15 protein-coding genes and 3 riboswitches are annotated in these 20,536 nt (G+C 45.5%); of the genes, 13 read left to right on the forward strand and 2 right to left on the reverse strand.

The annotated features are described in order from the left end of the window. Positions 1–46: 46 nt before the first annotated feature. On the reverse strand, positions 47–988 hold the full coding sequence (locus MKY54_RS03135; protein WP_339189427.1) for a YafY family protein: 942 nt from the start codon (positions 986–988) through the stop codon (positions 47–49). Between the two features lie 150 nt (positions 989–1,138). Between MKY54_RS03135 and MKY54_RS03140 the strand changes: the two genes are divergently transcribed. Further along, on the forward strand, positions 1,139–2,401 hold the full coding sequence (locus tag MKY54_RS03140; RefSeq protein ID WP_339189429.1) for an MFS transporter: 1,263 nt from the start codon (positions 1,139–1,141) through the stop codon (positions 2,399–2,401). 14 nt (positions 2,402–2,415) lie between these two features. On the opposite strand, the gene MKY54_RS03145 is transcribed toward MKY54_RS03140, so the two are convergent. Next, positions 2,416–3,084 carry a DedA family protein gene (locus MKY54_RS03145; RefSeq protein WP_339189430.1) on the reverse strand — a complete coding sequence of 223 codons (669 nt, stop codon included), beginning with the start codon at positions 3,082–3,084 and terminating at the stop codon, positions 2,416–2,418. Between the two features lie 107 nt (positions 3,085–3,191). On the opposite strand from MKY54_RS03145, the gene MKY54_RS03150 reads away from it, so the two are divergent. The 12 genes from MKY54_RS03150 (at position 3,192) to MKY54_RS03205 (ending at position 20,326) form a co-directional block, all read left to right on the forward strand. After that, positions 3,192–4,565, forward strand: a complete 1,374-nt coding sequence (locus MKY54_RS03150; protein WP_280753248.1) for a polysaccharide deacetylase — start codon at positions 3,192–3,194, stop codon at positions 4,563–4,565. A 132-nt stretch (positions 4,566–4,697) separates the two neighbouring features. Beyond that, on the forward strand, positions 4,698–6,056 hold the full coding sequence (locus MKY54_RS03155) for a DUF58 domain-containing protein (RefSeq protein WP_076186321.1): 1,359 nt from the start codon (positions 4,698–4,700) through the stop codon (positions 6,054–6,056). After that, entirely contained in the window at positions 6,025–8,364 is a 2,340-nt protein-coding gene (locus MKY54_RS03160) for a transglutaminase domain-containing protein (protein WP_339189434.1), read from the forward strand. Before MKY54_RS03155 ends, MKY54_RS03160 begins: the two co-directional genes overlap by 32 nt. 162 nt (positions 8,365–8,526) lie before the next feature. Beyond that, a complete protein-coding gene (gene guaA, locus MKY54_RS03165; protein ID WP_036679874.1) occupies positions 8,527–10,065 on the forward strand; it encodes a glutamine-hydrolyzing GMP synthase in 1,539 nt (512 codons plus the stop codon). Positions 10,066–10,211: 146 nt separating this feature from the next. Further along, the gene (locus MKY54_RS03170; protein ID WP_076130535.1) at positions 10,212–10,676 is read left to right on the forward strand and encodes a hypothetical protein; all 465 of its coding nucleotides are present in this window, start codon (positions 10,212–10,214) and stop codon (positions 10,674–10,676) included. A gap of 202 nt (positions 10,677–10,878) precedes the next feature. Further along, positions 10,879–10,978: riboswitch (purine riboswitch) on the forward strand. 122 nt (positions 10,979–11,100) lie between these two features. Next, positions 11,101–12,501, forward strand: coding sequence for an NCS2 family permease (locus MKY54_RS03175; RefSeq protein WP_036679893.1), 1,401 nt, complete (start codon positions 11,101–11,103; stop codon positions 12,499–12,501). 387 nt (positions 12,502–12,888) lie between these two features. After that, on the forward strand, positions 12,889–15,144 hold the full coding sequence (locus tag MKY54_RS03180; RefSeq protein WP_076303422.1) for a glycosyltransferase 87 family protein: 2,256 nt from the start codon (positions 12,889–12,891) through the stop codon (positions 15,142–15,144). Further along, positions 15,134–16,912: a phospholipid carrier-dependent glycosyltransferase gene (locus MKY54_RS03185; RefSeq protein ID WP_076130537.1), complete on the forward strand. Its 1,779-nt coding sequence runs from the start codon at positions 15,134–15,136 to the stop codon at positions 16,910–16,912. The genes MKY54_RS03180 and MKY54_RS03185 overlap by 11 nt, the downstream gene beginning before the upstream one ends. A gap of 97 nt (positions 16,913–17,009) precedes the next feature. Beyond that, positions 17,010–17,990: a glycosyltransferase family 2 protein gene (locus MKY54_RS03190; protein ID WP_036679898.1), complete on the forward strand. Its 981-nt coding sequence runs from the start codon at positions 17,010–17,012 to the stop codon at positions 17,988–17,990. Beyond that, positions 17,977–18,384, forward strand: a complete 408-nt coding sequence (locus MKY54_RS03195) for a GtrA family protein (protein ID WP_339189438.1) — start codon at positions 17,977–17,979, stop codon at positions 18,382–18,384. The genes MKY54_RS03190 and MKY54_RS03195 overlap by 14 nt, the downstream gene beginning before the upstream one ends. 102 nt (positions 18,385–18,486) lie before the next feature. Beyond that, a complete protein-coding gene (locus MKY54_RS03200; protein ID WP_256716649.1) occupies positions 18,487–19,146 on the forward strand; it encodes a class D sortase in 660 nt (219 codons plus the stop codon). A gap of 119 nt (positions 19,147–19,265) precedes the next feature. Then, positions 19,266–19,348, forward strand: a riboswitch (cyclic di-GMP riboswitch). Positions 19,349–19,422: 74 nt separating this feature from the next. Next, a riboswitch (cyclic di-GMP riboswitch) is annotated at positions 19,423–19,503 on the forward strand. 13 nt (positions 19,504–19,516) lie between these two features. Further along, positions 19,517–20,326, forward strand: coding sequence for a transglutaminase-like domain-containing protein (locus MKY54_RS03205; RefSeq protein ID WP_038568647.1), 810 nt, complete (start codon positions 19,517–19,519; stop codon positions 20,324–20,326). Positions 20,327–20,536 lie beyond the last annotated feature (210 nt).

Raw genomic sequence — 20,536 nt, forward strand, 5'->3', positions numbered from 1 at the left:
TTCAGTATAGAACAATAAACCTGACGACATTCCGTCAGGTTTATTGTTAGGTTGTATATTTTGCTGCTATGCCTGCTGCAAGCTGCCCCAGCTTTTGCCGAATATGCGGTGGCTCTAAGATTTCTACATGCATCCCGAAGCTTAGCAGGAAACCATACAGCCATCCATCCTCAGGATAGTTGATGGTAACCTTGTAACCTCCATTACCGTCGGGCAGTAGCTCGGTAGAATCAAACCGCTCTTCCGCTAGATGTTTGCTTTCAGCCCTAAACTGCAAAACGATGGGTGTTGCTGTTGTTACGGTTGATCTCTGATACTCGTTGCTCCAAGGCAGCTCGCTTGCATCCACATCTTTTGCAATAAAAACTTGGGTATTCTTAACGAGCTCTTTCATGCGCAACAGCTTAAATAGACGGAAATCCTGACGATTGAGACAAAATCCATATAAGTACCATGCTTGCCCCTTTAGCACTAAAGTATAGGGCTCTACCGAACGCTGGCTTGTCTGACCCGCAGCATCCACATAATCAAAGTTTACGGTCACGCTTTCCTCAAGTGCTTCTTTTAGAGTGGCAAGCTTTTCTTCCAGAATACGTTGAAGACCCCATGGGGAGAAGTCGATGATGAGCTGAGTCGTTTTGCTGCGGAAGGCGGCGGATTGGGAGGGCGGGATTACGCTGCTGATTTTTTCCATGAGCAGAGTATGTTCATTTCCTCCATAAGACGAGACGCTCTGCAGAGCCGTGAAAATATCCGCCAGCTCACGATCCGTCAAAACATTGCGGTCCAGCCGGTATCCTTCCATAAGCCCGATCCCACCGTTCGCTCCCTGATAGGTAACGATAGGAATTCCGGCCCCATTAATGCTTTCAATATCACGATAAATCGTGCGCACAGATACCTCGAACATATCGGCTAGCTCCTTCGCCTGAATTAGGCGGCGGTTCATTAGCAGGATAACGATAGAGAGCAATCGATCTATTTTCAAAAGACAATTCCTTCTTTCCCGGAGATTTCCGTGAAGTAATGCTGTATTTCATCTTAGCAAATCCTTGAAAATAAAGCATTGTCATAAATTAATGATTCGATTAATATCTAATTAGATATATGTATAAATAGATGAAATGAGGTTTATTTTATGAATAATCACTCAGCTGTTGCGATGTTTAGGAGTCATAAGGGATATTCACGATTGTTCACAGCCGGCTTGATCAATGGAATTGGTGATCGTTTTACTAGCGTTGCAGTACTAGCGCTGGTTCTGCAGTTGACGGGATCAGGTATGGCGGTAGGGATTTCGTTAGGTGTGAGACTGCTTCCTTATTTATTTCTGGCCCCGCTTGGAGGCATACTTAGCAACAAAATTCCACGCAAATATATCATGATAGCTACAGATATGCTGAGGGTCCCAGTAGCCTTAGCCTTTTTATGGGTGGATGGGGAGGAGAAGCTGTGGTTGTTATATATGGCAAGTTTTTTACTGGCAGCGGGCGAAGCCATTTACAGCCCTGTTCGTAAGTCCACTATCCCCTTGCTCGTCACCAAAGATTCTCTGCTGACCGTCAACGGACTAGAGCAGTTAATGAGCGGCTGCGTGCTGATCCTTGGAGCGTTCAGTGGAGGGGTGGTGTCGATGTGGTTTGGTCCGGAGGCAGCATTCATTATGAATGCAGTGTCTTTTTTAATCGCAGCGATGTTAATTTACGGTATCGATTTTCCACAACATTCGGAAATGGTGACGGTGGCTAAGAAGGCTACATATTTTCCTGAGGGGGACTTAGAAAAATCCGATAAAGAAGCACAATACGGTCGGCTGCGTGCTCTGGGAATGGTAATTGGCGGAAGCTTAACGTTGCAGGTCATTTTCGGTTATGAGCTGTTGGTGCCGTTGCTAAATGGTCTGGATAATGTACTGATCAGTGTCTATGCGATACAGGTATTTCACGCGGGGGATATTGGAGTGGGGGCATTTTATGCGGCGCTTGGCATCGGTCTTAGCCTTAGTTTTTTTACCTCGCGTTATTTAAAAAAAGGGCTGCTGATTGTAGCCATCGGAGGGCTTTTACTAGAAGGTGTATTACTGATGGGCATCAGTGTCAGCAATCATTTTGCGGTAGCATTTATGTTATACATCCTGCTGTCATTTGCCGGGGGGACGGGGAATGCCTGTCTGGATACGCTCGTTATGCAGGAAACCCCATCTGCTATGCAGCCCTTTGTGTTTGGACTCCTGTCTGCAGTAGGAAATACGCTGCTGGGATTATCTATGCTGTTCGCCGGGTGGCTATTAGAAGGGGTAGAACCAAGAATGGTAGGGTTTGCTGGGGGAGCGGGATTTGCCATAGTTGCGCTTTTACTCGCAGGATACGCGGGGGTACGCAGCAAGAAAAAACGTACTTAAAAAGGGCGGTGGCTTCACCGTCCCTTGGAAGTTTTTTTAACCTGAGTCTGTAGCTTTATGGCAGCTTTGCGCGGGAACAGGCGGATGCTTATCTTTTTGCGATAGCGATACAGGATTACAAGGGCAGCTATAGCTACACCGCCAGAGATAATCCATAGTGCATATAACTCGAATAAATGGAAAATACCCATCCACTGCGGACCAAATACCCGTCCTATACCAAGAAACAGCACTACCCAGAATAACGCTCCACTATAAGCGTAGAGGGCGAATTTACGGAAGGGCAGCGCAACTATACCAGCAAAATAGCCGGTAAAGTGACGAACGCCTGGAATAAAATATCCGATGGAAATAAGGATACTGCCGTATTTCTCGAACCATTTTTGCGTTTTATTCAGCTTGGCAGGGGAGAACAGCAACCACTTTCCGTATCGCTGGATGAAGGGCATTCCGGCTTTTAAGCCGACAAAATAGGTGAGGGTCATCCCGGCTGTGGTCCCAGCAAACGCCACTAGAATCAACGTTATGAAATCAAGTCTTCCCGTATAGGAAAGAAAACCTGCAAAAGCCATGGTAGTTTCTCCGGGAAACGGCAAGGCAACGAATTCGAGCAGCAATCCAAAAAACAATACGCTATATCCATATTTGCTGAATAATTCTTGTATAAAGTTCAGCATTTCCATAAGATTCTCACTCTCCAAGGGGCAGTTGCCTTATTCTATTTTGAAGCTTGTCTTCATACAATCTACCAAATGGCTTTTGAGCCAATAGAATGCTGGAGGTAGAGAAGATGAAAGGTAACAAAAACACTCACGGCCGCCGAAACTTGATAAGCGGATTGCTTGTTATGGTTGTAATCGTCATCGTAATGCTGGGATGGAACGCAGGGGAGAGTGTAGATTCTTGGATGAATCGTTCATTACAGTCCGCAAGTGCGGAGTCTGTCTCTGTTAAGAATAATCTCCCGTTAGTGGCGATGCAAGAATTGCCTCCTAAAGCAGAGTCCATTGTGACTGCTTCTCCAGAAGTTAAATTGAATTCCAGTACGGCACAAGTATCCAAGGTGTCGACAACATATTCAGCAATTGCGGCCGCAAAGAAAGCTTCAAAAACGGTCTATATTACATTTGACGACGGACCGAGTGACAATACCTTCAACGTTCTAAAAATTTTACAGCAGCAAGGTGTGAAGGCGACCTTTTTTGTCCTTGGTAATCAAGCGAAAAGCCATCCAGAGCTAATTAATGCCATATGGGAACAAGGACATGCTATTGGCAATCATACCTATAATCATAATTACCATGATTTATATAGTGGATTCACTGAATTTTGGAGCCAGATTAAAAAGACCGAAGAAATTGTTCGGGGCATTACAGGGGTTCGCCCACAACTTATCCGCGCCCCGGGCGGAACCTTTGATCACTTTGATAATACCTACTTCAATTTGTTGAAGCAAGCCGGTTATATCGTTACGGATTGGACGGTGGACAGCGGGGATTCCAAACGCAAAGGGGTACCGGCGTCAGAAATCTTAAAAGAGTCAACTGCAGATCTGAAGTCCTCTCGGGTTATTCTGCTGCTGCATGATGGCGGCGGCCATCAGGAGAGTGTTAAAGCACTGCCTGATATTATTGCGCGTTATAAGGCTGCTGGGTACAGCTTTGGCCTTTTAGATGAGACGGTGGAGCCTGTACAATTCAGAGTCTCCTCAAAAGCAAATAGCTTGGGCAGAGTGAAACCTTCGGAAGCTTGGATCACCTCGAATATCATACCGAATGCAGAGCTGTTTGCGCCCGGCAAACCTTTAGTGCTGGAGGTTGGAAAGCTGGAGACGAAGCTGGCGCCAGGTGAATATGCTCTGCAAAAAGGGAAATATATGGTGCCACTTCGCGCTGTGATCGAACGGCTGGGAGGGCAGATTAGTTGGGATGCGGGCAGTCGCAGTGGGAAGATTGCCTGGAACGGCAAAGATATCATCGCGGATGTGGCGAACAAGGAACTCCTGTTAAATCTTCCTGATCATGTTCAAAAGATAAACGGTGCCAGTGTGGAGATGATTGGCGGTTCTATCTGGGTATCGCTGCGTGAGCTGCTGGAGACAGCCGATCATCCTCCTTTAAATATAAGCGTGACGGAAGGTGAGCGCCGGGTAATAGCCTTCTGAGATTTAGCGCTCAAGCAGTTTTTTTAAAAGAAAAAAACAATGTCTGGGCACCCTTTTTCATGGGAAGAATAGATAGTAATAAGTTCCTCAGCTGGGAACAAGTCTAGACCCAAAGGAAGGGTGTTCGTTCCATTGTCCTCTTCAAAAAAAGTAGAACACAAATTAAATAACAAGACTGAAAGAGTTAGAAGCTATCCGCGTAGCCGTAGTGCGTTGGCTGAATGGCTGCGGATGCTGACTGTGGCTGGAATTATAGGTGTTTTATATGCATGGCGCGGAGGCGCATCACTCTTATTTCTGCTGATCGCTGTAGGCGTTATCATGGTTGGCGGACTGATTGTTCAACTTTCAGGTCCACGGGCGATAAAGATTGAACGGACAATCACTCCAGTAAGACCGATAGCTGGAAGTACACTGCTTGTGAAGGTGCGGGTGAATTTCTCTGCCCGGCTTCCACTGCCATGGCTGACTATCGCTGATTTTTGGGGGGACAGAGGACATCACAAGCTACTGTTTCCGGGATTCAGACGCTCTTTTGAATACACCTACCTTCTTGAGAACATGCCGCGGGGACATCATCATTTGCAGGGCTGTAGAGTAACCTGGGGAGATTTGCCCGGCTGGTTCACAGGCCGATCTGAGCCTGCTGAAGAGCATAGCGTTAAAGTGCTGCCAGCCCCCCTATATTATGGCGGAGCAGTCCCGGACAGCGGCTTTATTAGCGGTAATTCGCTCTATTCCAGAAGGGGAAGAAGCAGCAATGATGAGACCATGGAATCGCGGGAATATGAGCCCGGTGATCCGCTTAGCCGAATTCATTGGAAGAACAGCGCCCGGCTAGGAAATCTGCAGAGCAAAGTTCCAGAGCGTGAAAAGGCAAGAATGAGCTGTATCGTGTTGGCTAATGATCCCAAAAGCTATGAGATTCCAGCCAATGCACTTACACCTCGTGGCAGTCGGGAGGAGCAGCCTCCGGTATTTGAGAAGGCGGTGTCAACGGCGATGGGGCTGATGCTCTTTGCTGAGCAGTCAGGTGCTTATGTCCAGTTATTTAGCGGAGGCTGGCCGGAAGGAATGGCTAGGCATGAAGGACTGGGTAAAATCCCAGGGAGAGTGCTGGATATTCTAACTGATATTTCTCCGAATGGAACAAGAACCCTGTCCGAGCTGTTGGAGGATGCTTCTAGAGGCTGGATTCCGGGAATGACCGTTGCTATAGTGACCGGAAGATTAGAGGAACAATCCGCTAAGGTTATCGCTAAATTCTTAGTGCAAGGTGTAAAAGTTGAGCTCTATTATGCTTGGGATCAGCCAGCTCCGCTGCCTGCTGAGGTAATGCTGCAGGAGATCCGCCAGCCTGTGCGGGGAACGGTCGGGGATAGTCTGGGTCGTCTGGGAGCACGGATGTTTTGTCTGGATGATGCATTGCCAGCTTACAGGCTCAGGGAGGTAGAGTACCATGAATCATCCGGAAAACCAACGCTACGGTAAGCGGATACCGGGTGACACAAGCTTCTCTATGAATGAGCACAGTGGGAAGGAACCAAAGCAGCTCCATTTGGAAAAACTGGAGAACAGTCATGCCGGTAAACAGAGAAAGATACCTCTGTATTATCGCATGCTGTTCTCTTTGGCTATTTTGGGGCTGTTTTTAGAATGGCTGCTCCCTTTATATAGAACGACTTCATTGGAAGATACTGCTAGATTGCTGCAGATTCTGATGATTTCTGCTGCCGTGCTGTTGATGTGGGGAATCCTTCAGATTCCCGGGTGGCTATTGCTAAGTATCCAATGTTTGATGATCGGCACAGCTTGGCTATATCTATGCAGCGAGGGCGTAGGGACAGGATGGCTGGGCATTTATGCAGTAGAAATTCCAAATGATCTGATTTTGCTCTTTTCCGGGCATGTCTCTCAGCTAAGCGAGATCAGCAGACTTTTGATTTTGATTGTTGGCTGGGGGCTGCTGGTATCTTCGGTGCAGCAGCTTGCACTTTTCAGAGGAAGCACGCTGCTGTTTACGGCGGTGACCCTCATTTATCTATTAGTTCTGGATATTGGCTTTGGCGTTAATACGACAACGGATGTTGTAATATCAGTCGGGCTTATTGTATGGATGCAAGCAATGAGTGGTTTGCTCCGTCTGCGGGAACGGGTGGGCAGCATTCACCTGCCGTATGCCCGATGGGGAGTTTTGGCATTAGCAGCTGCTATATTCGTCATGATGACAGCATGGTTTGGTGGGCAGGTATATGAAGTACGACCGCCTAACCAAACTACACTCCAGTCAACCTTTGAAAAGCTGCAGGAATGGGCTTCGGGCCATATGCCGGAAGATAATGAGGCTATACCTGCAGGAACAACAGGGTATAGTACAAATGATGGAGAACTGGGTGCTCCATTATCACGCAATACCGAGCCAGTCTTCACAGCGTTGACCAGTCAGCGTACCTATTGGCGCGGGGAGAGCATTGCCTATTATGACGGTCGCCGTTGGATCAGAGGTGGTGAGGAGTTTACTCCGCTTAACTTGTCCAGCCTGCCTCAGATTCCGGCGACGGTAACCACTACTAATGGGGGGCGGACTTTGCAACAGCGGATACAATTTGCTATTCCCTCTTCCGGTGGAATTCCTGTATTCAATGCGGGTACCATAACGGATGTTGAGACAGTTCAACTATCCAATGGCAGCCAGCTTGGTTATGTTCTGGCGAATAAGGACAGGGATACCTTTCGTCTGCCAGATTCGGTGGGGTCAACTCGGATCACTGAGTATATAGTTGATTCTATACTTCCCGAGAGTAATCCAGTACTGCTGCGCGGTTTGGGTGACGCTGATCCACAAGAAATAAAGAATAAATACTTGCAGCTGCCTGATTTATTACCTGAGCGAGTGAAAGCTCTGGCAGAGAAGCTCACAGCTTCCTCGGGCAACCGATATGATTCCGCAACCGCCATTCGGGATTATTTGCAAAACGGGTATTCTTACACGCTGGATACCATGGTTCCGCCAGCTGGGGCTGATTTTGTGGATCATTTCCTGTTTGAGACCAAACAGGGTTACTGTGTGCATTTTGCCACAGCGATGACCGTATTGCTGCGAAGCACAGGTATTCCAGCGCGGTATGTTCAAGGCTACGGACCTGGAACCCAGCAGGAGGAAGCCATGCCGGCGAAGTATTTAGTCACCCAAGGGGATGCGCATGCTTGGGTAGAGGTTTATTTTGCCGGCGCAGGTTGGGTTCCTTTCGATCCGACGCCGGGTCCTGCGCTTGCGGCTGGCTTCCCTGCGCCGGCACGGCCTGCTGCGGCAGCAGTCGCACCGCAAGCAACGCGCAGCGCGGAACTGCCCGCCCTGCCGCTGGCGGGCGGGCCCTTTTCAGCGCCGCTCGCTGCCGCGGCGCTGCTTCCCGCCGCCGCTTGGCGCTGGCGGCGCAGCCTGGCTCTGCTGCTGGCCGCGCGTCGCGGCAGCAGCTTGAGCCGGGAGAGGCAGCTGCGCGCGGCCTCTCTGGCTTGGCACGGGCTGGCGGAGCGGTTTGGACCGCCGCCGCCCGGCGTTACTGGCAGGGAGTATGTGGACTCCCTGCGGATTTACGATGCCGGACTAGATGTAGCCGTCCGGCAGTTTGTCCGCCACTGGGAGACCCTGGCGTACGCGCCAGCTTCGGCCTCCACAGCCGTGATCTCTACCCGCGACAATCCCGTAGACTCCGCTCCCGCCCTTGGCGGCGAACCTGCGGCTTCTGATGCGGCCGCGTTTATTCGCGAATGTCTGCTCATTACCTTCCGTTTAACATAAACGGCTAATAACGCTTAGATCCGCTATCTAATTTATGCCATAGCAAGGAAGGTTCTGCATGAAGTTTTATCACTCTCTGATTATGAGAGGCGTGTCCTCCTTTCCTTGACGATGAGAATTAACCATGAGTATAATGAATCCAATAATCAAGGGAGGCACGTAATGAACAAGCCAAATGAAATTATCGTCGTTCTCGATTTTGGGGGACAATACAACCAACTTATCGCGCGCAGAATTCGGGACCTGGGAGTATACAGCGAACTTTTGCCGTACAATACGCCAGTTGACAAGATTAAAGCACTTTCGCCTAAAGGAATTGTCTTCTCCGGCGGACCTAGCAGTGTATACGCTGAAGATGCACCACACGTAGATCCGGCTATTTATGATCTAGGAGTGCCGATCTTCGGTATTTGTTATGGGATGCAGCTGATGGCTCATCAGCTTGATGGTAAAGTAGAACGTTCGGCTAAACGGGAATATGGTAAAGCTGATGTTGACTTTGCAGAAGGAACTGCTTTAGTTGCAGGATTGGAGAACCGCCAGACTGTATGGATGAGCCACGGTGACCATGTAGTTGAGCTTCCAACAGGCTTCAAGCTGGATGCAGGTACAGAAAGTGCTCCAATTGCAGCAATGAGCAACGCGGAGCGCAAACTGTTCGCTGTGCAATTCCACCCAGAAGTACGTCACTCCGTTCAAGGTAACGAGATGATCTCGAACTTCTTATACCAAGTTTGTGGTTGCGACGGCAAATGGACAATGGAATCGTTTATCGATGAAGCCGTTCAAGATATTCGCAATCAAGTCGGAGATAAAAAAGTACTCTGCGCTCTTAGTGGCGGAGTGGATTCTTCCGTTGTGGCTATGCTTATCCACCGTGCAATCGGAGATCAATTGACCTGTATGTTTATTGACCACGGCCTTCTGCGTAAAGGTGAAGCAGAAAGCGTTATGGAGACTTTCGTAGGCAAATTCGATATTCATGTAGTGAAAATCGATGCACGCGATCGCTTCATGAGCAAACTTGCAGGTGTTGAAGACCCTGAGCAAAAACGTAAAATCATTGGTAACGAGTTTATCTACTGCTTCGACGAAGAGTCAGCTAAGCTCGGAGATTTTTCATTCCTTGCACAAGGTACGCTTTATACGGATATCGTTGAGAGTGGAACAGCTACAGCGCAAACCATTAAATCCCACCACAATGTGGGCGGCCTGCCAGAAGATATGAAATTCAGCTTGATCGAGCCGCTAAACACCTTGTTTAAGGACGAAGTTCGTAAACTCGGTGAAGAGCTTGGCATGCCACGTGCGATCGTATGGCGTCAGCCTTTCCCAGGTCCAGGTCTTGCTATTCGTGTCTTGGGTGAAGTAACAGAGGACAAGCTTACCATCGTTCGTGATTCTGACTACATTCTGCAAGAAGAAATTGCTAAAGCGGGATTAGACCGTGAAATTTGGCAATACTTCACTGCCCTGCCTAACATGAAGAGTGTCGGAGTTATGGGTGATGCTCGTACGTATTCCTACACAGTAGGTGTTCGTGCAGTAACTTCCATCGATGGCATGACCGCTGACTGGGCACGTATCCCATGGGATGTTCTTGAGAAAATCTCTGTACGTATTGTCAACGAAGTTGAGAATGTAAACCGGGTAGTGTATGACATTACTTCGAAACCACCTGCAACGATTGAGTGGGAATAGCATATAGCAATAACAAACCTGCAGCTCCTTATTTATTAAGGGACTGCAGGTTTTTTTTATTAACCGTGAAGCTTGTGACGGACCCTATATAGCAACTTTAGAGAATGTGATAAACTGGGAAAAATAAACTTACAGGAGCCATTAGAATGGGATTCTCACTTATTGGAACACTAATAGCTATGGTTATTCTTGCCCCAAGTTTACTGATGATTAAGTTTCCGCCCGATCATGTTCCCAGCGGTTTAAAAGATGCCGGTATCTTTTACACTCTTTTGGAGAGAGTAGGGCAGTTGGGGTGTATAGCCATTCTTGCGATTTCAAAGGATGACTTTGAAAATGTAGAATTCGGGATCTGGGCTGCACTTATCTTTGTGTTTATCACGATTTATTACGGTTTATGGATTCGTTATATGGTTAAGGGACAGCAATTCAGATTATTATGGGCTCCATTATTGTTTCTTCCGATTCCCATGGCAGTTCTCCCTGTTTGTGCATTTGGATTTGCGGCTATATGGGGCAGATCTTTCTGGTTGGGTATTGCAGTGATTTGTTTAGCTATAGGGCATTTTGCTAATTCTTGGCATAGCTATCAGTATTCCAAAGGGCAATAAGCCAGGGAACATCGAAATTGTTTTATAGGGAAAAATACCCATTTGATAAGGCTTTTGATAGTTAATAAGCTGCATGATTTAAAGGATTTTGGGGTTGAAGTTAAAGATAAAAATGTATGAATTACGAACAATAGAAAAAATAAAGTCGAAAATGTTCGCTTTTTTCATTGACAACTTATGTGATGTCCACCTAAAATGATAAAGCACAACAACATAATTCTTTCGTATATTTCCGGGAATAGGCCTGGAAGTTTCTACGAGGTCACCGTAATGACCTGGCTACGATTAAGAAGAGCTGAGCAACCCGTATTGTCCTGAATCTAGGGCTATAGTCATGGGTGCTACTCTTTTTTTCGAGCCGGTGTCGATCAGATACCGGCTTTTTGTTGCTGTCAGCCACAACATACCTTAGGGGGAGAACAATTTGAATCGGTTTTTCAAGTTGAAAGAGAACGGCACTACAGTACGTACAGAGATAATGGCCGGCTTGACTACGTTCATGGCTATGGCTTACATCCTGTCGGTTAATCCGAGCACATTAACAGCATTTGGCCGCATCGATATGGGCTGGTACTCTGTATTTCTAGCGACTGCGCTGGCAGCAGGTATTTTCACCATTGCAATGGGCGTGTTTATAAACTTTCCAGTAGCATTGGCACCAGGTATGGGACTTAATGCATACTTTGCTTCCGTAATTTTGTCTTCTGCAACCTCAGAACATCCATTCACTTGGCAAATGGGTCTGACCGCAGTATTTATTTCCGGTTTGATCTTCATCCTGCTCACGGTTACCCGAGTGCGGCAGATCTTACTGACAGCCATTCCTGACAGCTTGAAGCATGCCATTACCGTAGGTATCGGGATGTTCATTACAATCCTTGGGCTTAAGAACAGTGGTTTGATGACGATTGGTGTCGAAGCTGGTAAAGATATTTCCGCCAATACATTCACAGATGTCCTATCCTTTGAAACAATTATTCATATGGGTAGCCTAGAGAACACTGATGTACAATTGGTAATTATCGGATTGCTTCTTATTTCCATCCTGATGGTACTGCAAGTTAAAGGTGCGATTTTATTCGGTATCTTGGGTACAACCCTCGCGGGTATACTGATGGGTGTAGTTGATTTTGGCTCATTGTCCAGTCCGACAACCCCTTGGGTGCCTGACCTGACGCAATTGAACTTTTTCGAGTTTGACTGGGATGGTATCCTGCACACCGGTATTGTTTCAGCAATCGCAACATTCACTTTTGTAGAATTGTTCGATACATTTGGTACACTTGTAGGTACTGCTCAACGCGCTGGTATTATGGACAACCCTGAAGAAGGTAACAAACGTGTAGGTAATGCAATGTTTGTCGATGCCATTGCTGTTGCTGGTGGTGCGGCATTGGGTACTTCCACTACTACTGCTTTTGTAGAAAGCGCGGCAGGTGTTGCTGAAGGTGGACGTACAGGTCTTACAGCTGTAACAACGGGTGTGTGCTTCTTGCTTGCGTTGTTCCTTGCACCAATAGTAGCTCTGATCCCTGGATCTGCTACAGCCGCAGCATTGATTGTCGTAGGCGTGCTCATGGCACAATCGATTCGCGAAATTGATTTTCAAGATATGGTTGTTGCGATTCCAGCGTTCCTTACTCTAGTAATCATGCCTTTCACTTATAATATTGCTAATGGTATTTCCTTTGGTATCGTAACTTATGTAATCCTTGCTTGTGTAGCTAACCTTGCTGGCAAGAAAAAATACGATATTCACTGGATGATGTGGGTACTTGCTATTCTGATTATTCTCCGTTATGTATTTCTTGGTAGTGCGGGCTAACTCATATATAGCATACAGATGTGCATTCAACGGCTCCTTCATAACTGAGGGGGCCCTTTTTTTATATTTTTGTTGGCACTTAACCATTCAGGCTAGTCTATGTTTCTAGCTTTTCATCATCTATGATTTAGATTATATTGTTGAAGAGGTGATGTTCAGGACGAGGCAACCTTGGCGTTAGAGTCCAATTTGTTCCCTCCTTGATCCTGATCTCTGTTTATTTTGTACTGAAAATACTTCAAACCCTAGGTGGTCCTATGGTCTTACCATTTTGTTAGTTCTCTCGCTTTATGCTGATAGAATGGCCTGTTTTTTTGCTCCGGTATTTGCTTTAGCCACTGCGATTCTTCTATTCTATATAAGAGCCTTGAAGCTTAGGGCGATCCTATGGAATGGAATATTGTGGATGGAAGGGTCTGCGATCCAGATAAGGTTAACATACCCTATATTTATATGCTCTTTTATGAGAAAATCAATCCAAATGATTTCTTAGCAACGGTGAAATACACTAATTCGGGAGTTGTTTTTCAGAAGGGATATGCTTTTGGCTGGACTAAGATGAATATAGGACGAGGTGAGGTTGGGACGATGATCAAGAGTACACGTGCGGCCGTAATGACTGTATTGATGCTGTTATTGTTTGTGCTTCCTGTAACAAGCATTTATGCAGAGGGGAATCTATTGCAGAACCCTGGCTTTGAGGAGGGGGGAGATGATGCGCCTTCTAACTGGACTAAGGATATGTGGATTTCAGGAGATAATTCAGGCCTACTTTCAATCCAATCGGAGGAAGTTCATTCCGGCAGCAAGGCGGCAGTCATTGAGAATATCGAGCCCAATCATTCGAAATGGGTGCAGACGATTGAGGCTACGCCGAATAGTTATTATAAAATCTCTGGATGGATCAAAGTAGTAAGTACAGCAGGGGAGGGAATGGGCGCCAACATTCTTGCCGTTGGAGTAGGCGGGGGGTATCCCAGCGTAACTGATACGGCAGGTGAATGGCAGTATCTTGAATATATCGGCCAGACAGGACCGGAGCAGAAGTCATTTGGCATAGGCGCAAGTCTGGGAGGCTACTCTAGCTTGATTCAAGGTAAGGCTTATTTTGATGATTTTGCTGTAGAAAAATTAGACGCGGCTCCCGAAGGGGCTAACGTTATTTCGCTGGATAGTTCAGCGGTTAGTCCAGATGCCGGCGACAAAAAGGCAGACACTCCACATAAAGTATCTCCAACTAAGATGTTGCTGATCTCAGCGCTGTTTAGCGTGTTTTTTGCAGTGCTTTATACTAAGGCATTCCGTAGTGAGAAGCTTATGAAGCAGCCTGAGAATATTTATTCCAAATGGCTGAGCATTGCCATCGGAATTGCTTTTATCCTGAGGGTGTGGATTGGTCTTACCGCGCAAGGTTATCAGAATGATATGAATACCTTTATTTCTTGGGGACAGCGTATGGTGGATTTAGGTCCTGGCAAATTTTATGAAGAAGGTTATTTTGCCGATTATCCTCCTGGATATTTGTACATATTGTACGTGCTTAGCGCCATTCGTGGCGTTTTAGGATTCACTCAGGGCTCAGGTGGAGAGAATTTGCTCTTCAAGCTCCCTGCGATCCTTTCTGATTTGGTGCTCGGCTACTTCATTTATCAAATGTCACGCAAAAAACTCGGCACAGGAATAGCTTTCGGCTTAATGTTGTTGTTTCTGTTTAACCCAGCGGTACTTATTAATTCAGCGGCTTGGGGACAAGCAGATTCATTCTTTTTGATCTTCCTGCTGCTCAGTATTCATGGCGCTGCGAACAAAAAGTTTGTCCGCTCCGCAATTTTGTTTGCCTTAGCGACGCTAATTAAACCGCAAGCGTTGATATTCACGCCGGTATTGTTGTTTGCTTTTTATCATCACCGCGCTTGGAAGCAGCTTGGATTCGGAGCTTTGTATGGATTAGGGATCTTCGGATTGCTTGCGGCACCGTTTTTCTGGAATAACGGAGGATTGGTAGGGGTTATTGATCTTTACAAGAGTACGTTATCTTCCTATCCGTATTCTTCAGTGAATGCATTTAATCTGTATGCACTGACTGATCCGATGTGGTCATCCCTTGATCTAACCTGGCTTGGCATTCCATACCGTGTATGGGGCTTCATATTTATTTTAGTGGCTGTAGCTGTTGCGGCATTTTATTCCTTTAAAAAGGATCGCTTGGACCTGACCAAATCCTATTTTATCGGGATGGTGCTTATAGTAGTGGTCTTTGTGCTTGGCACCAAAATGCATGAACGTTATATGTTCCCTGCTCTTATTCTTTGTTTGTTTACTTATATAGAAAGTCGGGACCGCCGCTTTTTATCGCTATTTCTCGGATTCAGCTTAACGCAATACATCAATGTGGCGTACACCTTATCCCACCTGAATGCAGATGTTAGCCCGGGTGCAGACGGAATCGTATTAGTGACTGCTATAGCTAATCTAGCATTACTGCTTTATATGCTGAATATCGGATACGATGTGTATGTCCGCAAGGGAATAAAACCTCTTCCAGCACCAATTACACCGGAAGAACAATATGAAGAAGATTTGAGAGTTGTCGGGCAAATTAAACCGCATCAGAAGGGAGGGCGATTTAACGATGAAGTTTAAGCGTATAGATTGGATATGCATAATAGCTATTACGGCCGTTTACGCAGCGCTTGCTTTATATAATCTTGGCTCTACTAAATCTCCAGAGACCTTATGGGAGCCTGCTGCCAGTGGTGAAAGCTTCTATGTAGATTTGGGGCAGAGTAAACCATTGGAACGGGTCAATATCTTTGGAGGCGTGGGCACGGGGAAGTTCAAGCTGGAATTCAGCGACAATCCTGAGGTCTGGAGCAGTCCGATGGATGTCAGTGAGGATGTCGGGAATGTCTTCATCTGGAAAAGCCAACCCCTGAACGTTACTGCGAGATATGTGAAGTTTACAGTTACCTCTCCAGGGTTCACTTTGAACGAAATGGCCTTTTATGAGCAGGGGGGAGAAAGAATCCCCCTTCCTATTGCTGGTGTGACACCGGATGCTAACGCTGTACCTAAAAGAGGAGCAGCGGCCAATCTTTTTGACGAGCAGGCGCTCATTCCGGAATATTCTAACTTTATGAATAGTACTTATTTTGACGAGATCTATCATGCGCGAACAGCTTATGAATATACACACGGGATAGTGCCTTACGAGAATACGCATCCACCGCTTGGCAAGCTTTTGATTGCCATAGGTATGGAGCTGTTCGGAGTCAATCCATTCGGCTGGCGTATTATCGGAACCTTGTTCGGAGTTGCCATGTTACCTCTTATATATGTAATGGCGCTGCGTTTGTTTAAGAAAAGCAAATACGCCGCCCTCGCGGCAGGATTGTTTGCGCTGGATTTCATGCATTTCACACAGACAAGAATCTCCACGATTGACGTATACGGAGTATTCTTCATTATGTTGATGTTCTATTTTATGCAGCGGTATTACACAATGAATTTCTACAAGCAGCCTTTAAGAAAAACATTAATTCCGTTATTCTGGTCTGGCTTATTCTTCGGAATCGGCGTAGCTTCGAAATGGATTGTGCTCTATGGAGGAGCAGGGCTGGCCATTATGCTGGCTATCTCCCTTTTTGAACGCTACAGAGAATACCAAGCCTCCGGACGCCTGCTGGCAGAGGGGAAGATTAAAGACAAGGAATTGCTGGGCACCTGTCGTGAAGCAGTAGATTCTTTTTGGAAAAAGACTATTATTACGTTGGCTAGTTGTATCGGGTTCTTTGTAATTATTCCAGTAATTATTTATAGCTTATCTTTTGTGCCGGGGTTATCTGCATCAGCAGAGGGCTTCACTATAAAAGGTTTGATTGATTCCCAAAAGAATATGTACAACTACCACAGCCAGCTTGTAGCTACACATCCTTTTGCTTCCTCATGGTGGCAATGGCCGTTTATGAAGAGACCGGTCTGGTTCTTTAGCGGCGGTGAAGGTTTGCCGGAAGGTCAGGTCAGCAGTATAGTGACTATGGGGAATCCTCTTATCTGGTGGACGGGTATTTTTGCGATGCTGGCAACGCTGTGGATTACGCTGAAACGTAAAGATAAGAACCTCTACATGATCTGGATCGCCTTCTTCTCGCAATATGTTCCGTGGATGCTTGTCCCAAGAGAAACATTTATTTACCATTATTTTGCTATGGTGCCATTTATGATTCTTGGTATTGTATATATAATGAAGTTGCTGGATAGTAAATTCCCTGAGGCCCGTTACGTACAGTATGTCTATGTAGCTGTTGCTTTGCTGCTCTTTATTGCTTTCTACCCGGTACTGTCAGGGATGCAGGTCAGTGGAGATTACGTGAAAGATATGCTGCGTTGGTTCCCTACTTGGGTTTTCTAGGATTTAATAAAAATCTATAAAATAAGTTTATGCATGCAGCGTTATTATGAAGTGTAGATGGATGTAACGCTCCAAAAAGCTTGTAGGAGGAATAAAGGTGAAAGCCAGATATAGTGTGATTGTACCCATGTTCAATGAGGAGCAAGTAATTAGCCATACTTATGAACGTTTGAAAAAAGTAATGGACGAGTGCGGCGATACTTATGAGCTGGTCTTCGTCAATGACGGCAGTCGTGATCGTTCCGCCCAAATGATTCGGGAGATCTGTGAACGAGACGAGCATGTCAAGCTGATTGACTTCTCGCGTAATTTCGGACATCAGGTAGCGATTACAGCTGGCATGGACTATGCCGAAGGTCAAGCGGTTGTTGTTATTGACGCTGATCTTCAGGATCCTCCGGAGGTCATTCTGCAAATGATCGAGAAGTGGAAAGAGGGCTACGACGTTGTATATGCGAAACGCCTGAAGCGCCACGGAGAAACGATGTTCAAAAAGGTCACCGCGAAGCTTTTTTACCGCCTGCTCAGCAGTATGACAAGTGTAGATATTCCTACGGATACAGGCGATTTCCGTCTTATTGACCGTAAGGTATGTGATGTCCTGCGGGGACTTAAAGAAAAGAACCGCTATGTCAGAGGTTTGGTGAGCTGGGTTGGCTTCAAGCAGACTATGGTGGAATATGAACGGGAAGAACGTTTTGCCGGAGAAACCAAATATCCGCTGAAGAAAATGATTCGTTTTGCGTTAGATGGCATCACCTCTTTTTCACATAAGCCGCTTAAGATTGCTACGTATATTGGATTCTTTCTTTCATTTTCTAGCTTTCTCTATTTATTTTTCGTCTTGTTCCAAAGGATATTTTTCACCTCCTGGACGGTTCCGGGCTGGGCTTCCATTGTAGGTGTCAATCTGCTCTTTAACGGTATTGTTCTGATGCTGTTGGGTGTGATTGGGGAGTATATCGGACGGATTTATGACGAGTCTAAAGATAGACCGCTATATATTGTTAGTGAGACTAAAGGCTACCAGAACGAAGAACAACTGGACCGCCGGAAGGACCACAATGATGTCAGATAAGAACTTGCGCGCTGCATTCATACAGTTCCTCAAATTTAATGCCGTAGGTTTGCTCAATACGCTTATTGATTTTGTGATTTTCACATTGTTGAATTCACTAGGGATGGTATACGCATTGGCGCAGGTGATCTCCTATAGTGCAGGCACGGCGAATAGCTTTATTTTGAATAAAAAAGTTACCTTTCGTGATCGCAACCGGGGGAATAAAGAAGGCTTCGACCGCGTACAGCTGGTCAAGTTTATCGTGCTGAATTTGGTAGTGCTCGGAATATCACTGCTGTTAATGCATCTGTTGACAGACAAACTAGGTATTCAAGTCTTGATCTCCAAGGTGATGGTTACCTTTATCACGGTGATCATCAATTTCTTTGGAAGTCGTAAATGGGTATTTTAAACATTAATTTCAGGCAGAAGGAGTTGCTATGCTTAAAGGCAAGTAGCTGTTTCTGCTTGATTTGTATATAACCATAGAAACAATATACGGAGGTGAATAACATTGCGTAAATTCTCCTATCTACTCATACTGGCTGGGATACTTATCATGTTATATCCGACAGCTAACGAATGGTACAACGACAGGCAGCAGGAGAAGTTATTAGAAACGGCTGAACTAAGCACTGCCGATAGTACTCCCCAGCCAGATCTGAAGAGCAGGTATGCTGAAGTTACTCAGCTGTTAGCAGAGGAATCGGTTCTGGATGCTCAGGCACAGCCCCAACCCCAAGAGACAGAAAAGCCTGAACCGGAGATTGCAGTCGGTGGCAAAGTAATCGCACTAATTGAAATCGATAAGATTGATTTGAAGCTGCCTGTATTAGAAGGGGCTACAAAAGCTAATATGAAACATGCTGCAGCCCATATGAAAGAAACGGCACCCCTTGGAGAGATCGGGAATGCTGCAATCGCGGCGCATCGGGCTAGAACTACGGGTCGTTTGTTTAACAGATTGAATGAGGTTGTTGTGGGGGATGTTATCACGATAAAGACTAGTGATCAGGTGTTTAACTATGAGGTGTATGATATTTCTGTAGTAGATCCGAGTGACGTCTCCGTTCTTGACGGGAATGACAAGGATAAGATTCTTACTCTGATTACATGTGATCCGCTAGTGAATCCAACGCATCGGCTGATTGTTCATGCCAAATTAACAAAATGAGAATAGTGAATGACAAGAAAACACAAATACCGGGAGATATTTATAAAATAATGGGTAATCTAGTAAATTAGGTCTTGTTCACAACTATAAATATGATAGTATTATACTATGAAAGCTAAACACGATAACGGCAAACCTTCCGAAAGGTAGGGACGCAAAGCTAAAGGGCCTTTTCCCAAAAGGATGGCAGCCAGCTACCGAATGAAGAGGCTTTTTTTGTTTGTTTCAAATGGATTCTATCAATTATATCTAGTAAAGCTAGAACAGATAGAACTTATACGATAACGGCAAACCTATCGAAAGGTAGGGACGCAAAGCTAAAGGGCCTTCCCGAAAGGATGGCAGCCAGCTACCGAAAGGAGTTTTATCCGTGAAAAAGGTTTATTTTATGCTGGTGGCGTTGTTCGTCCTAATGACTTCAGTTCCAGTAAGTACAGCTCAAGCTGCAAGTGCAGATGCCAGCTGGTTGATTACATCCAAAGTGGCTCAAGGTGTGATTGGTATTAACTATGATATTCCGAAAGATAAAAGAATCAAACTCATGATCACCAAAGATAACAGCAGCTATACATATAACTTGTATGCTTCTGGACAAGCTGAGGACTTCCCTTTGCAACAAGGAAATGGGACTTATAAGGTTTCTGTTCTGGAGAACACAACCGGCAATAAATACAAAGCATTATATTCCGAAGTAGTAGACGTAACCATGAGTGACTCGAATTCCGTATATTTGGGCTCCGTACAGAATGTGAAATGGAGTTCTTCTGATAAAGCGATTGTCAAAGCTAAACAATTAGTACAAGGCAAAACAACAGACGAAGAGAAAGTTAAAGCGATCTATAACTATGTAGTTGCGAATGTACAATATGATTACTCTCTTGCTAATAGTGTAACTACTGATTATATTCCAAGCATCGATAAGACATTGACTACTAAAAAAGGGATTTGCTATGATTACGCTTCTCTTTTTGCCGCAATGCTGCGGAGTGTAGATGTTCCTGCTAAGTTGGTAATGGGGAATACAAGCTACGTTACGCAATATCATGCATGGAACGAAGTGTTGCTTAATGGGAAGTGGGTTACCATTGATACTACAGTGGATGCAGGACTTGCAAAGAGTGATAAGAAAACCGATTTAATTAAAGCCTCAAGCAAATATACTGCGGCAAAATACTATTAAGTTCGTCGCTAGAAACATAACTCTATTAAATAAACAACTGGCTTAATTATTAAGCTAGTTGTTTATTTTTATATTAGGGGTTGCTTTTCTATTAATAGTTGGGGTATTATAGGTAAGCGTTGTTAGACAGCGTACAGGCGATATAGACGAGGCTGATAAAAAGCTTCGAAAAATAAAGCTTGCATTTCTGAAAACAACATGATATATTAT

The organism is Paenibacillus sp. FSL P2-0121 (assembly GCF_037975345.1).
Taxonomy (GTDB): domain Bacteria; phylum Bacillota; class Bacilli; order Paenibacillales; family Paenibacillaceae; genus Paenibacillus_AQ; species Paenibacillus_AQ odorifer.

Bases quoted from the DNA above. Each gene is read 5' to 3' on its own strand.
- MKY54_RS03140 (WP_339189429.1), top strand. From the start codon at position 1,139: ATGAATAATCACTCAGCTGTTGCGATGTTTAGGAGTCATAAGGGATAT.
- MKY54_RS03145 (WP_339189430.1), bottom strand. From the start codon at position 3,084: ATGGAAATGCTGAACTTTATACAAGAATTATTCAGCAAATATGGATAT.
- MKY54_RS03150 (WP_280753248.1), top strand. From the start codon at position 3,192: ATGAAAGGTAACAAAAACACTCACGGCCGCCGAAACTTGATAAGCGGA.
- MKY54_RS03160 (WP_339189434.1), top strand. From the start codon at position 6,025: ATGAATCATCCGGAAAACCAACGCTACGGTAAGCGGATACCGGGTGAC.
- guaA (WP_036679874.1), top strand. From the start codon at position 8,527: ATGAACAAGCCAAATGAAATTATCGTCGTTCTCGATTTTGGGGGACAA.
- MKY54_RS03170 (WP_076130535.1), top strand. From the start codon at position 10,212: ATGGGATTCTCACTTATTGGAACACTAATAGCTATGGTTATTCTTGCC.
- MKY54_RS03180 (WP_076303422.1), top strand. From the start codon at position 12,889: ATGGAATGGAATATTGTGGATGGAAGGGTCTGCGATCCAGATAAGGTT.
- MKY54_RS03185 (WP_076130537.1), top strand. From the start codon at position 15,134: ATGAAGTTTAAGCGTATAGATTGGATATGCATAATAGCTATTACGGCC.
- MKY54_RS03195 (WP_339189438.1), top strand. From the start codon at position 17,977: ATGATGTCAGATAAGAACTTGCGCGCTGCATTCATACAGTTCCTCAAA.